Annotated in this window: 12 protein-coding genes; 2 read left to right on the forward strand and 10 right to left on the reverse strand. The window is 60.8% G+C overall.

Going from position 1 to position 14,689, the window contains the following annotated elements:
* Positions 1–55 precede the first annotated feature (55 nt).
* The 7 genes from F475_RS12700 to F475_RS12735 all read right to left on the reverse strand — a co-directional run bounded on the left by F475_RS12700 (position 56) and on the right by F475_RS12735 (position 7,829).
* A complete protein-coding gene (locus F475_RS12700) occupies positions 56–1,894 on the reverse strand; it encodes an amidohydrolase (RefSeq protein ID WP_018925557.1) in 1,839 nt (612 codons plus the stop codon).
* Positions 1,895–1,939: 45 nt separating this feature from the next.
* Entirely contained in the window at positions 1,940–2,566 is a 627-nt protein-coding gene (locus F475_RS12705) for an antibiotic biosynthesis monooxygenase (RefSeq protein WP_111454048.1), read from the reverse strand.
* Positions 2,559–2,975 (reverse strand): DoxX family protein, encoded by a 417-nt coding sequence (locus F475_RS12710; protein ID WP_064618759.1) that lies wholly within the window; start codon positions 2,973–2,975, stop codon positions 2,559–2,561. Before F475_RS12710 ends, F475_RS12705 begins: the two co-directional genes overlap by 8 nt.
* A 246-nt stretch (positions 2,976–3,221) precedes the next feature.
* A complete protein-coding gene (locus F475_RS12720) occupies positions 3,222–3,590 on the reverse strand; it encodes a DUF6124 family protein (protein ID WP_111454049.1) in 369 nt (122 codons plus the stop codon).
* 364 nt (positions 3,591–3,954) lie between these two features.
* Positions 3,955–5,724, reverse strand: a complete 1,770-nt coding sequence (locus tag F475_RS30465; RefSeq protein WP_177431105.1) for a hypothetical protein — start codon at positions 5,722–5,724, stop codon at positions 3,955–3,957.
* Between the two features lie 138 nt (positions 5,725–5,862).
* A complete protein-coding gene (locus F475_RS12730; RefSeq protein WP_111454050.1) occupies positions 5,863–6,786 on the reverse strand; it encodes a LysR family transcriptional regulator in 924 nt (307 codons plus the stop codon).
* 47 nt (positions 6,787–6,833) lie between these two features.
* Positions 6,834–7,829, reverse strand: a complete 996-nt coding sequence (locus F475_RS12735; RefSeq protein ID WP_111454051.1) for an MBL fold metallo-hydrolase — start codon at positions 7,827–7,829, stop codon at positions 6,834–6,836.
* Positions 7,830–8,108: 279 nt separating this feature from the next.
* Between F475_RS12735 and F475_RS12740 the strand changes: the two genes are divergently transcribed.
* Complete coding sequence (locus tag F475_RS12740; protein WP_018925550.1) at positions 8,109–8,573, forward strand: helix-turn-helix domain-containing protein; 465 nt, start codon at positions 8,109–8,111, stop codon at positions 8,571–8,573.
* A 22-nt stretch (positions 8,574–8,595) separates the two neighbouring features.
* Here F475_RS12740 and F475_RS12745 read toward each other — a convergent pair whose 3' ends face one another.
* The gene (locus F475_RS12745; protein WP_064618763.1) at positions 8,596–9,420 is read right to left on the reverse strand and encodes an alpha/beta fold hydrolase; all 825 of its coding nucleotides are present in this window, start codon (positions 9,418–9,420) and stop codon (positions 8,596–8,598) included.
* Between the two features lie 32 nt (positions 9,421–9,452).
* Positions 9,453–10,028 carry a flavodoxin family protein gene (locus tag F475_RS12750; protein ID WP_018925548.1) on the reverse strand — a complete coding sequence of 192 codons (576 nt, stop codon included), beginning with the start codon at positions 10,026–10,028 and terminating at the stop codon, positions 9,453–9,455.
* Positions 10,029–10,371: 343 nt separating this feature from the next.
* On the opposite strand from F475_RS12750, the gene F475_RS12755 reads away from it, so the two are divergent.
* A complete protein-coding gene (locus tag F475_RS12755) occupies positions 10,372–13,176 on the forward strand; it encodes a winged helix-turn-helix domain-containing protein (protein WP_111454052.1) in 2,805 nt (934 codons plus the stop codon).
* Here F475_RS12755 and F475_RS12760 read toward each other — a convergent pair.
* Positions 13,141–14,619, reverse strand: a complete 1,479-nt coding sequence (locus F475_RS12760; protein ID WP_111454053.1) for a winged helix-turn-helix domain-containing protein — start codon at positions 14,617–14,619, stop codon at positions 13,141–13,143. The genes F475_RS12755 and F475_RS12760 overlap by 36 nt on opposite strands.
* Positions 14,620–14,689 lie beyond the last annotated feature (70 nt).

Raw genomic sequence — 14,689 nt, forward strand, 5'->3', positions numbered from 1 at the left:
GGAGGGTGATGAGTGAAGCGTCGACCACACATGGCCGACGCTTTTGTTGCAAGACTCAGAACGCGAAGCAGGAACAGCCGAAGGCGCCCCAGAAACCGGCGAAGTCACTCACCGGCACGTTCGACATACGGGCCTTCTCATGGCTGTGGGTATGCACGGCGCACGGGCCGCTGCACTGGTGCACCTGCGCCTGCATCGGCGCGTTCGGCCGCCAGTGTCCCGGAACCTTCGCCACCGGCGACCAGTCCGGCAGCACCGGCAGGCTGACAGGCCCGAGTTTTTCGAAGTCGCCGGCGGCGTACACCACCTTGCCGCCGACCACGGTCAATACCGACTCGATCCACTTGATCGCTTCTTCCTCGACGCTGAAGAAATCCGCGCTCAGTGCTACCAGGTCCGCCAGTTGCCCGACCTTGATCTGGCCTTTCTTGCCTTGTTCCGACGAGAACCAGGCGCTGCCGTGGGTGAACAGTTCCAGTGCAGTGGTGCGCGGCAAACCTTCCTCATACAGCGCCAGACCACCGACGGTACGGCCGCTGACCATCCAGTACAGCGAGGTCCACGGATTGTAGCTGGACACTCGTGTGGCATCGGTGCCGGCGCCGACCGGTACACCCTCGGCCAGCATGCGCTTGATCGGTGGCGTAGATTCGGCGGCCTGCTTGCCGTAGCGGTCGACAAAATATTCACCCTGGAACGCCATGCGGTCCTGGATCGCAATGCCACCGCCCAGCGCCCTTACCCGCTCGATGTTCTGTGGGGTGATGGTTTCAGCGTGGTCGAAGAACCATGGCAGGCCGTTGAACGGAATGTCGCGGTTGACCTTCTCGAACACGTCGAGCATGCGGCTGATCGATTCGTTGTAAGTGGCGTGCAAACGGAACGGCCAGCGCTGTTCCACCAGGTGGCGAACCACCGGCTCCAGCTCCTGCTCCATGGTCTGCGGCAGGTCCGGACGCGGTTCGAGGAAGTCCTCGAAGTCCGCCGCCGAGAACACCAGCATCTCGCCGGCGCCGTTGTGCCGCAGGTAGTCGTCGCCCTGGTGCAACTTGACGCTGCCAGTCCAGTTCTGGAAATCGGTCAGCTCTTCTTTCGGCTTCTGGGTAAACAGGTTGTAGGCGATACGCACGGTCAGTTGATCATCTTTCGCCAACTGCTCGATCACCTGGTAATCGTCCGGGTAATTCTGGAAACCACCGCCGGCATCGATCGCGCTGGTCAGGCCGAGGCGGTTGAGCTCACGCATGAACTGGCGGGTCGAGTTGACCTGATACTCAAGCGGCAGCTTCGGCCCCTTGGCCAGGGTCGAGTACAGGATCATCGCGTTCGGCCTTGCGACCAACATGCCGGTCGGATTGCCGTTGGCATCACGCACGATTTCGCCACCCGGCGGGTTCGGCGTGTCGCGGGTGTAACCGGCAACCCGCAATGCAGCGCGGTTGAGCAAGGCGCGGTCGTACAAATGCAGCACGAACACCGGGGTGTCCGGTGCCGCCTGGTTGAGCTCTTCCAGGGTCGGCATGCGCTTCTCGGCAAACTGGAATTCGTTCCAGCCACCGACTACCCGTACCCATTGCGGCGTCGGTGTGCGGTCGGCTTGCTCCTTGAGCATGCGCAACGCATCAGCCAGGGACGGCACGCCTTCCCAGCGCAGTTCGAGGTTGTAGTTCAAACCGCCACGGATCAGGTGCAGGTGCGAGTCGTTGAGGCCAGGGATGACACAGCGACCCTTGAGGTCGATCACCTGGGTGCCCGAGCCGCGCAGGGCCATGGCTTCGGCGTCGGTGCCGACCGCGACGAAGCGGCCGCCCTTGATCGCCACGGCGCTGGCGAGGGGCTTTTCGCGGTCTACGGTATGAAATTGACCATTGAACAGAATCAGATCGGCGTTCATCGCAGTTCCTTCGTCATCAGTGAAATGAAGCAAAAAAGCGCCGGTTCAGCGCGGCGAATTTGCGTTGGATTCGAGGTGCTCCCGTGGCTGACTGGCCGTCAGCCACGCCGCAAACAAGCGAGTCGCGGCCGGCATGCACACGTACACCACCGACACCACGATGGTCAGGGTGATCAGGAACGTGGCGACCAGGTAGTTGGAGAGAAAAGCGTTGAGTTTGAGCAGCGGCCCCCAGAGCAGCGGCACCAGCAAGGTGTGCGGCAGAATCACCAGCAACGACACCACGGCCTGCTTCCAGCGCGGTGGCGGCGAAGCAGCATCGGCCAGCGGCGCGAACCAGAATTCGTTGACCGGGTTGACCTCGGTCTGGTCGCCGTCGGCCAGCATCGGCGCGGCTTCATCGATCAACGACTGACGTTGCGGCGAATCGAGCCAGTGCTGCATGGCCTCGGTGGAGCAAAAGCGCAGCACGCAGGTGAACATGTCCAGGCCCGCGTTCTTGCCGCGGATCACGTCCACGCCCAGATGCCCTTCCGTGCGCCCCGCTACGCTGACGATGTTGCGCAGCCAGGCTTCATAGGCTGCTTCGAAACCGGCCTTGACCCGGTGCTTGACGATCAGCGTCACGATCTCATCGGACCCCGGCGCTTTTTGAGTTTGGGCTTCAGACATAACGGAGCACTCCGGGCAAACGAACATTGAGCGCCAGCCGTCCAGGCCCGGCGATAAACACAGAGGTGAAGATGATCAACAACAGCCAGCCGAACTGCCCTTCGGCCACACTCCATTGCGGGTGCACGACCAGCAGCGCCACCAGCAGCACAAACAGAATAGGCAAGCACGCCAGACGCGCCAGAACACCAGCGACAATCAGCAGCGGGCACAGCACTTCGGCGAAAATCGCCAGGCTGAGGGTGAGGTGGGCACCGAGGTGGAACGGGTCTTCGATCAGTTGCAGTTGCGCACTGAAGTCCAGCAGCTTGGGCAAGCCGTGAACCCACAGCAGAAACAGACCACCGCTGACCCGCAGAAACAGCAGCCCGACATCCCGCGCCTGTTCATCCCTTTGCGAAGCGTTCATGACTCACCCCTGTTCAATCATTGGATTGAATAGTGCCGCCAAGGGGTAGGGAAAAATTGAATGTACGTGCTCTCTTTGTACCGCGGGAATTGTGGCGAGGGAGCTTGCTCCCGCTGGGCTGCGAAGCAGCCCCAAAACCATTCGACCCAATTGCATCAGGTAGACCGCATGTACAGGGTTTACGACTGCTGCGCAGCCGAGCGGGAGCAAGCTCCCTCGCCACAGGGGTCAGCGTTTGACCTCAGGTCATAGGACCGGGTTGGCCTTCAGCTCCAGACTGTCCAGCGCCCGACTCACCGCCAACTCGCCGAACATGATGAGCTGCGCGACGCCCAGTATCGTATTGCGCTGCGGCCCCTCCAGAAATCCGGCGCAGTCACTGGCGATCACCTTGGCCGAGGTAAAGGACTCGCAGGCATTGGTCAGCAGCTCTTCGATGTTGATGTCCGGGGCGACGGTGTAAATCGTGCTCGGTTTGCGTGGGGGCTTGGTGTCAGACGGTTTGAGGTAGTGATCGAGGGCGCGTTCGGCGGCTTCGTTGAGTTTTTTGGGATCGAGGGGATCGTAGGGGGAAACGTCATCGGTTGCTGGCGGATTAGGTGTGGCTTTGAACATGGTGAATCTCCTTTGGAAATAGCACCACCAGAACCTGTCGCTAAACAAGTAAGAGTGGCGACTGTATGCAGGTTAGCGAACCGGTCAAAGGCACCCGGTAGACCCGAGAGTCTCCCGCATACAGCCACCATAACGTTATGCAGACGTCAAAAGTCGGCAATAAAGTCTGGAGCACTGATGCACTTTGATAGTCTGAGTCGCTAAACCCGATCGCTGATTGGCAGCGATACGGAAACGATAAAGACCAGGCCCAAAGCGCACAAGCCGGCGGATTCTGGCGCAGTCGTAGGCAACGGCGCAAGGATCTGTAGCTTTCATCAAGTAACGATAAACGCCGTTAAACACACCTCCCGCCAGCCCTTCTTCAAGGAATGGCCCGAATGGTGTACTGACGTGCGGCGAAGACCACCGCCGTCGCCGGATTCGGAACCTGATCCATATTGACCCTGAAGTGAATGGACAACGTGCTGCCTTCCGCCAGTTCCTTCAAATAACTGTACAAAACGGTAACGCTGTAGCGGCCGTTCAACACCCAACTTCGATGGACTGCGAAGTTGGGGCCCGTCCACATGGTGAGATTGTGGCTGCCCCCACTGGCGTTCTGGCCCTCAAAATCCAGCCAGATCGGCTGACCGGAGGCAATAAGCGGCCAACCGCCAAACAGGAGCGTTGCCCCGGCTTGCACATTGGCCAGATTCAGCACCGTCGTACCGTTCGCCTGGGTGATTACCGGAGGGACGAACCAGTTTGCCGGAATAGTCCCGATGTTCAGGACAAGCGGCCGTGAAACCACCGGGAGTGCTGTTCCGCGATCATATTCGAAGCTCACCGTCACCCGTTTGCCCAAGCTGAAAGCCAACAGCGAAACGGGCAGCTGGATTATCCTGGGTCGGATGGTAGTGCCGGCCTGAACGGTATTGGTGGTGTGTGAGCCCGCAGCGGGTGTTCCTGGCGCAGCAGTCCAGATGACCCTGATCCTGTCATCGGCCTGCATGTTGTAATCCAGGACAGCCGTCAGCCTCGTCAATGCCGCAATAGGATCCAGATTGCCGTTATCAGGCGCCTCTGCAATCGTCAGCTCCAGGTTTTGCAGCACAACGTTGATTGTCCATGGGCTGGACGCCCCTCCACTGCCATCCGCCAGCTTAACCGTGAAAACGTGCAAGCCGCCCGTCAATACAGCCACCTTATACGTCCAGGCGCTACCAACAGCTATGACCGTGCCTTGGGGGGTTGGCCCATCAAAAATTTCCACTTCACCGCCAGCCCCGGCACTGCCGCTTAACGTAACGCTAGTGTGAGGGGTGTCTGCGCCATCGGCGATGTCCTGGCCGTCGGGACCGGTGACCGACAAGATCGCGGGCGGGGTCGCTGCGTTTGTCAGGACGATATAGTTTCGATGGGCAAACGGCTGGGCAAGGGACTCATCCGGGCTCCCTTGCAGCCCCACCATCAACTTCAGGGTCAGTACGCTGCGGTCCTTGAGCCCTTGCAAGGCATTGGCGGAGTGGCTTCGCTCGTAAAAACCGAAACGGATGAATTCGTCAGTGATGACATTGCTCGGCGCACTCCAGTACCTCATACGGAAATCGCTGCCGTCGGCGTTCTTGCCCTCAAGCCACAACCAAAGGAATTGACCCCGAGCGCTCAAGGGCCACGCGTTGATACGCAGGGTAATGTCGGTCAGGCCATTGATGTCCAGTATCGGACCTTCCCCGGACTGTTCTGCCTGAGTGATGAAGGGACGAGGCAAATCGCGTTGCGCCAGAGGCAGCACGTACACGACCTGTGGCTCTGAAGTCACGGGTGCAGCGGTGCCGCGAATGATGGTGTAAGTCACCGTCACCGTCTGGCTCAGATTGAAGAGTACTAGCGAAACCGGGATTCGAATCACCAGCGGCCGAGTGTTACCGGCGTTGATGAAAGCCGTAGTGAGAGAGCCGTTTGCTCCGGAGCCCGGTGCACCTGTCCAGGCCACACTCACCTGGTCGGTGGGCTGCAACGTCGGATCGGTCACCTCGATCATGAGGGTATTCCTCACGTCCACCGGATTGAGGAGGGACTGATTGGCGCTTTCCTGGATGACAGGAGGCGGTGGGCTGCCGGCGTTCACTGTGGCGGTAGCGATGTTCATTGTTCTGTCCCTGTGCATGATCGATCCGGCCCCCGAAAGAGCATTGAATGAATCACACACCGACGCGCGGGCACGCGCTACTGTCAGAACTTATAGGTGTGCGGCTGTTTCGGACGAACGGCGCGGCGCGGTTTCGCCTTACACAGCCGGAATATCCAGCGAGGCCGACATGAACTGGCTGATCCGCGACCGCAGCCATTTCTCGGCAGGATCGTTGTCATGCACCCCGCTCCAGGCCATCGACAGTTGCGCCGCATCAATGGGAAACGGCGGATCTTCGGCGCGCAAGGCACAGCCCTCCACCAACGCGCACGCGGCATAGTCCGGGACAGTGGCAATCATTTCCGTGCCAGCGAGCAACGCGCGCAAACCACTGAATTGCGGTACGCCGAGCACCACGCGGCGGGTGCGGCCGACCTTGGCCAAATCGACGTCGATGTTGCCGCTCAAGTCGCCGGAGAACGACACCATGGCATGCGGGCGGGAGCAGTATTCGTCCAGCGTCAGCGGCCCCGGTCTGCTGTCTCCGCGCAGGACTTTGCAGGGAATGTCGCGCAGTTTTTTGCGTTTGGCATTGGCCGGCAGATCCGTGGTGTAACTCACCCCCACCGAGATTTCCCCCGACGCCAGCAACGTCGGCATCAACAGATAATTGGCACGGCGTACCACAACCACGATCCCCGGCGCCTCTTCCTGCAACTGGCGCAGCAACGGCGGAAACAGCCCGAACTCGGCGTCGTCCGACAGCCCGATGCGGAACACATCGCAGCTGCTGGCCGGGTCGAATTCCTTGGCCCGGCTGACCGCCCCCGAGATGGTGTCCATCGCTGGTTGCAGCTCCTTGAGAATCGCCAGCGCCCGCGCCGTCGGTTCCATGCCGCGACCGTTGCGCAGCAACAACGGATCGTCGAACAAATCACGCAACCGGCCCAGCGCGGCGCTCACCGCCGGTTGGCCCATGAACAGTTTTTCGGCGACTCGGGTCAGGTTCTTTTCGAACATCAGCGCTTCGAAAATCACCAGCAGGTTCATGTCGACACGGCGCAGATCGTTACGGTTCATGGGCACGGTTCCCTTTTGTGTTCAGCCAGGCGCAAGTGTGTCGGACTTTACTCGATCATCGGCACTTTCGCCGCTCGTTTGTAAGGCCCGTACTCGATCGGTACCCACTGGAAATGCTTGTCCACCGCGGTGATATGGCCGACACCCGGAAACGGCAAATGCGCCGCCGTGACCCAGATTTTGCTGGCCGCCGCATCGCTGAACACCTTGGCGCGGCTCTTGATCGCCTGCTGATTGTCGACGTCGAAACGAATTGACACCTCAGGATGCTCGAACTGCACCGCCAGGTTATGCACCAGATCGCCCATGAACAGAATGCTCTGACCCTGGGAGCTGAACCGATACGTGGTACTGCCCGGTGTGTGCCCGGCCTCCAGCTCGGCATCGACAACGCCCGGCACTGGCGACTGCCCGGCAGTAAAGGTTTTGAAACGGCCCGCCGCGATATACGGCGCGGTTGAGTCCTGGGCGATCTTGAAGAATTCCCTGGCACCGGCCGGTGCCTTGGCCATGGCCTGGGGATCAAGCCAGTAATCGGCTTCTGCCTTGGCCGCGTACACCGTTGCGTTGGCAAACACGGGCTTTTGCTGCCCATCCACCAACCCGCACACATGATCCAGATGCAGGTGAGTGAGCAGGATGGTATCGACCTGTTCCGGCTGGTAACCGGCGGCTTTCATGTTCGCCGACAGTTGGCCCGCCGTGGCACCGATGCACTGCCCTGCTCCGGTATCCACCAGAATCAATTGTTTGCCGGTATTCACCAGAAACGCATTGAACGCGGTTTGCACCCCCGGCGTTTCAATCGAACGACGAGCCAGCAACGCGCGGATCTGGTCTTGGGTCAGCCCCTCGAGCAGTTTGGGCGACAGGTCGTTGTAGCCATCGAACAACGCCGTCACCTCGTAGTCGCCCACCGCGAGCCGGTAATAACCGGGCACCTGAGTGTTCACCTGAGCCGGTGCCTGGGCCAGGCTGATGCCAGACATCAGCGCCAATGCCAGGCCAAGTCCGCCAAGTGTGCAAACGCGGGATTGCTTCATGAGATCACCCTTGATCGAGCCAGAAAAAGCGGCCCAGTCCAGGCCGCTACACGTCGCCCATCTTGCATGACCGTGCATCGGTGCGAATTGCAGTGATGTGCTCAGTTGGCGCATTTTCACCCTTAAGCCTGACTGCGGAATTAACAACGTTTAACTCGCAAGCCAAAGTCCTCGCGGCCAAGAATGAAGCCTTCTGCGCAGACTTGTTTTTCAGACAAGGGAACGTGCTGACCCACCGTGCAGTGCATCCGCGCGCGCCCATCGACACGGACATTGGCCATGGCTCTCATTCAGCAAAACGCGATCAAGGCGTGTGCCATTGAAACGCAAAAGAAAACCACGGGGGGCCTTAGCCCCTGGCGCGAAACTCTGGTCAAGCAACTGATCCTCGACCACCTCGACGACACCCTGGAAGTGACCGAACTGGCACGGGTCTGTGCCCTGTCGCGCAGTCATTTTTCCCGTGCGTTCAAATGCAGCACCGGTGTTTCGCCGCAGGACTGGATCCGACAGCAACGCATTGCCCGAGCCAAACAATTGATCCAGGACACCGACCTGACCCTGACGCAAATCAGCCTGGAATGTGGCTTCTGCGACCAGGCGCATTTCTCCCATATCTTCACCCGCAGCGAAGGCATCACACCGTTTGCCTGGCGCTGCCGTGCCATGCGTACTCTTCCCTCTCACAACAGCAAAAGATCGCAGCCTTCGCCAGCGCCTACAGGTGCTCACATGTCCCTGTAGGCGCCGGCGCCTTTGATTTTGATCAGCCCTTGATGAACGCCAGCAGATCTTCGTTGAGTTGATCCTTGTGGGTATCGGTCAGGCCGTGTGGAGCTCCCGGATAGACTTTCAATGTGGAGCCCTTGACCAGTTTTGCCGAGGCGATGCCCGAGGCTTCAATCGGCACCACCTGATCGTCGTCGCCATGCACCACGAGGGTCGGCACGTCGAACTTCTTCAGGTCTTCGGTGAAGTCGGTTTCAGAGAACGCCTTGATGCAGTCGTACGCATTCTTGTGGCCGGAAGCCATGCCCTGCAGCCAGAACCAGTCGATCATGCCTTGCGAAGGTTTGGCACCCGGCCGGTTGAAACCGAAGAACGGACCGCTGGCCAGATCCTTGTACAACTGCGAACGGTCGACCAAAGACGCCTGACGAATACCGTCGAACACTTCCATCGGCAGGCCGCCCGGGTTGGCCTCGGTCTTGAGCATCTGAGGCGGCACCGATGAAATCAGCCCGGCCTTGGCCACGCGTCCAGTACCGTAGCGACCGATGTAGCGCGCCACTTCGCCACCGCCAGTGGAGAAACCGAACAACACAGCGTTTTGCAGATCCAGATGCTCGATCAACTGCGCCAGGTCATCGGCGTAAGTATCCATTTCGTTGCCGAACCATGGCTGGCTCGAACGACCGTGACCACGGCGGTCATGGGCGATGACCCGGTAGCCTTTGGAGGCCAGGAAGATCATCTGCGACTCCCAACTGTCGGCGTTCAACGGCCAACCGTGGCTGAAGACGATCGGCTGACCGGTGCCCCAGTCCTTGTAGTAAATCTCGGTGCCGTCTCGGGTAGTAAAGGTGCTCATTACGACTCTCCTGATGCATGGGTTTACGACGATTAACAAGAGGTTTGAGCCAGGCGTTCGGCCAGGCGCGCCACCCGCTCGCCCAAATGTGCGGCGGTGCGGCGGTCTTCCAGGGGCGGAGCAAATTCGGGGGATTGCTCGACGTTCGATTGGGCCATCGCCCCCAGCGAACTGCCGAGCCGGTTCAACTGCCCGTCGAACAGGCCGAGGCTGCTGCGCGCCGGCAGCAGGTCGAGGCCGACCCAGATCATCGAGTGCTGGGCGGCGAACACCGCCATCTGCAGCAAGGTATTGAGCTTGTCGCCACACAGGCATCCGGAGTTGGTAAACCCGGCAGCGAGCTTGTCGCGCCAGGGCTGGGCCAGGTAGAACGAGGCGGTGGCCTCCATGAAACCCTTGAAGGCTGCCGAGGCGCTGCCCATGTAGGTGGGGGCGCCGAAGATGATTGCATCGGCACGGTGCAAGCGCTCCCAGTGGTCGTCCACTTCCTCCACCGGAATCAGCCGACAGGTGCTGCCCAAGTGTCGTTCCACCCCCAGGCCCACGGCTTCGGCCATGACCCGGGTGTGCCCGTAACCACTGTGATAGACCACCACCACGTTGCTCATTCCGGCTCCTCCAGAAGTGTTCGTCCTTTTTGCGGCACGCTTTTTGTTGCACTTTCTGTTGCAAAAAGGCCGATACCTTCGGCTACTTGAAGAAATGGATTTTTGAGCGTAGACCGGATCGGTACGAGTTAAACGTTGTTAATTTTCTGCCGTACACCCATGGCCCCGGCGTGCCGTTCACCAGCGCTGAGTCCAATAAATACGGGGCCGCCGGGCACCGACGGCAAGGCCGCAGCCGTTGCACCTGCTGCCGAGATGTATGACGCCACGTTGCGCTACCGAAAAAACCTTAGGAATATGCCTGGATACCGCGCGATAGACGGATGCAAGCAGGAGTGACCCGTTGACCCTTACCCCCGAACAGGCCATCCATTTCGGCCCCTACCGGATCTACCCTGGCCAACGCCTGGTGATGGAGGCCGACCAGCCCCTGCGCCTGGGCAGGCAAGCCATGGACATTCTGTTGATGTTGCTGGAGCACGCAGGCCAGGTGGTGAGCAAGCAGCAACTGATCGCGCGGGTCTGGCCCAAAAGCGTAGTGGAAGACACCAACCTGCGCGTGCACATGGCGGCACTGCGCAAAGCCCTCGGTGACGGTCAGGCCGGCCAGCGTTACATCGTCACCGTCGCCCAGCGCGGCTACAGTTTTGTCGCGCCGTTTTCCCTGGAGTCCATCGAACAACATCCCCAAAACGACGCCAATGAACCGGGCGGCCATAACCTGCCGGTGCGCCGGACTCGCATGATCGGCCGTCAGGCCCTGGTCGACAGACTGCTGGCGCAACTCTCACAGCAACGTTTCATCACCCTCGTGGGCCCCGGCGGGATCGGCAAGACGACCGTGGCGCTGCGCGTCGCCGAGCAACTGATCGGTCGCTATCGAGACGGCATTCGCCTGGTGGACCTGGCAACGATCAACTGCCCTTTGATGATCGGCGCGCACCTGGCGACAGCGCTGGGCTTGCCGTTGCATGACGCCGACCCCATGAACGGGCTCGCCACATGCTTGCGCGAACGGCAGATGCTGCTGGTCATCGACAACTGCGAACACCTGATCGATGCCATTGCGTTGCTCTGCGAAAGCATCCTGCGCGCGGCACCCCAAGTGCACATTCTGGCTACCAGTCGCGAAAGCCTGCGGGCCGAAGGCGAATACGTGCAGCGCCTGGAATCACTGGACTGCCCGCCGCCCATCGCCGTGCTCGACCGCGCTCAGGCCCTGACGTTTTCGGCGCTGCAATTGTTTGTCGAGCGGGCGATGGCCAGCCACGACAGCTTCGAACTGAGCGAAGCCGATCTGCCGCTGGCGATTGAAATCTGCCGACGTCTGGACGGCATTCCGTTGGCGATCGAACTGGCAGCGGCGCAGGTCGGCAACCTGGGCTTGAGCGGCTTGCTGTCGCAACTGCAAGACAGCTTTCGCCTGCTCGCCCAAGGCTGCCCGACCACCATGGGCCGCCATCAGACCCTGCGCGCCACGCTGGACTGGAGCTTCGAACTGCTCAATGCCTGCGAGCAGACGTGCCTGCGCCGACTGGGGATATTCCGGGGCGCTTTTACCCTGGAATCGGCGGCTGCCGTGATTGTCGGCCAGTACGTCGAGCCCGATGTGGTGTTTGCCTCGATTACCCAATTGGTGGCCAAGTCATTGCTGAACGTGGAAGTCGGCGATGAAGAAGTGTTCTACCGTCTGCTCGACACCACACGTGGCTATGCGCTGGAAAAACTCGACCAGGCCCAAGAGCTGGCGGACACCCGAGAGCGCCACGCCGAATGCTGCCTGGCCTTGATGCAGCAGGCGCAAAGTGAATGGGAACACACCCAGAGCGAGCGCTGGACCGAGCGTTACGCCCGCAGCCTGGACGACATTCGTGCAGTCCTGGATTGGGGCTTGAACGCTCAAGGGCCGCAGGCCTTGGCCATCCGTCTCGCCGCGACCTCGGCACCGCTCTGGCAAGAGCTGTCGCTGCTCAAGGAATACGGCGCGTACGTGCGCAAAGCCCTGGCGTTGCTCGAAACGACGCACCAGCCCTGTCCGCGTTTGACCATGAACCTCAAGCTTGCCCTCGGCAGTTCCTGCTACCACACCCAGGGCAATAGCACCGAAGCCGTCGAAGCCTTCGTCAGCGCCAAACACCTGGCCGAACACTGCAACGATATGGCCGGTCAGCTCAAAGCGATTTCCGGGCACCTGGCGGTTGATCTCAGTTGCGGCAACTACCAACTGGCCCTGGAGCAGAGCCGACAATTCGAGCGGTTGAGGCCGCACGACGACGCGATGACGGCCCTCAGCACCCAACGCTTGCGGGTCCTGGCCCTGCATTTTGCCGGGGATCAGGCACTGGCGCGGGAGAATGCCGAACAGGTCATTCAACGTCTGGCCCAGAGCGGCCAGCTCAACCGCTTCACCCATGGCTTTGGCGTGCAATACGACCAGAGCGTGGCGGCCCTGACGATTCTGGCGCGCATTCTCTGGCTGCAAGGGCTCCCGGAAAAAGCCTGGCATACCGCACGACAGGCGCTCGACATCGCGATGCAAATCAATCATGGCACGTCCATCTGCTACACCCTGGCGCTGTCCGGTTGCCTGATCGCCCACTACAACGGCAACACGCCGGTCGCCCGCGAGCTCCTGGCCTTTCTGCTTGAGCAGGCGAAGAAACACTCGGTGTTGCTGTTCTACACCTGGGCCAAACATTACGCGCAGGTGATCGACGGAACTGATGCGCCCTCATCCCCGCGAACGGACACCGGGTTGGTCAAGGAAATCATGGTCACTCTGGGCAGCCGTTTCATCGATGATGCGTTGCTGGAGCGGGCCGAAAACGGCGCGGCGGGCTGGAGCACGGCAGAAATTCTGCGGGCTCGGGCCGACGCGTTACTGGCGCAGGATTGCCCGAGCAGTGCTGACGCGGCCGAGGCGGTGCTGCTCAAGGCTTTAGCCGTGGCAAAAAACCAGGGAGCGCTGGCCTGGGAACTGCGCAGTGCGACATCGCTGGCCCAGTTGTGGCAGCGTCAGGGCCACTTCCGGCAAGCCCATGAGCTGCTGGCGCCGATTTACCAGCGCTTCACCGAAGGCTTCGCCACACCAGACCTGATCAAAGTCCGGCGGTTACTCGACGAGTTGCAGCGCGACCTGCCCGACTGATGTCCCGTGGGCCCGGCTGATGTAGCGCTCATAACGCAGTTCGAAGGCACGCAAGTAACCGCTGTTTTCGAGTTTCTCCAGGGCGTAGGTGCGCGTGGTATTGAGGAAACGGTAGCGCGTCACGCCGCTGCCCTGCTCCACCGACAGCAGCGATTTATTCGCCAGACTCTCCACCACGTTAACCAGGCTTGCGGGCAGCAACATCGCGCCACTGACCACGCCAATCGCTGCGTCCAGGGTGAACGCCATCTTGAACACCGCCAGCCGCTGCAACACGATCTGTTCCAACGGGCTCAGCCGTTCATAGCTCCAGTCCAGTGCGGCTTTGAGATTCTGATGCCGTGGCACGGCGGTGCGTCGACCTTGGCTCAACAGCTGAAAACAGTTGCCCAGTTGCGCTTGCAACCCCACCAGCGCCAATGCATCGATCTGCGCCGCCGCCAGCTCAATGGCCAGGGGCAAGCCATCCAGCCGACGACAGATTTCACGCACAGCCTTCAGATCCTGTTGGCGCAAGGCAAACCCTTGCTGACGGGCTCGGGCGCGGCTGACCAACAGCTGCACCGCTGAATACCCCATGGCCTCGTCCACGCTATAAATCGCCGAGACTGGCGGCACCGTCAGGGCGGGTAACCGCAGCAGCGTTTCCCCCGCTGCTCGCAGCGGTTCGCGACTGGTGGCGAGGATCGACAGTCGAGGTGCCGAGGCCAACAGATCGTCCACCACTGTCCTGCAACGTTCGAGCAGGTGTTCGCAGTTGTCGAGCACCACCAAGGCATGCCGTTGCGCCAACGCCTTTGCGCCAATGTCCAGTTCCAGGGTGCGCGACAGATGATCGACAAGCTGCGACGGGTCATCGATGGCCGCCAGGTCAACCATCCAGACACCATCCCGATAGTGCTGCAACAGCAACTCGGCCACGCGCAACGCCACGGTGGTCTTGCCGATGCCAGCAGGGCCGATCAGGGTCATGAAGCGTCGAACCGGCAACTGCCGAACCACGCTGCCGACGATCGAGTCGCGACCGGTCACCGGTGTGAGCCGCGCAGGCAAGTTGTGTTGAGGCTTGTGCACGGTTTCGACCAGCACCGGCGTGCCCGCCCGATCGTGCTGCACCGGGGCGATGAAGCTATAACCGCGCTGGGGAATATTAACGATATAAGGCTGCCCGTTCGGCCCATCGCCGAGCGCTCGACGCAGGGCGGCAATGTGGACGCGCAAGTTGATTTCCTCGACCACCGAGGTCGGCCATACGTGGGCAATCAGCGCCTCTTTGCTGACCACCGCACCAGCGTGCTCAACCAGCACCTGCAAAATGTCCAGGGCTCGCCCGCCCATGCGCAGCGGCCGATCACCGTCCAGGATCAACCGCTGATGCAAGTGGAATGCGTAGGGCCCGAACCGCAGCACCGTGTCACTGTTTATCTCTCTGAGGTTGTTCATGCACGTTCATATGCTGAAAACCTGGCTCGGCTCAAGGAACTGCAAGCTCCATCGATCCCGCCCATCCAGG

The sequence above is a fragment of the Pseudomonas sp. URMO17WK12:I6 genome, assembly GCF_003253625.1.
GTDB lineage: Bacteria > Pseudomonadota > Gammaproteobacteria > Pseudomonadales > Pseudomonadaceae > Aquipseudomonas.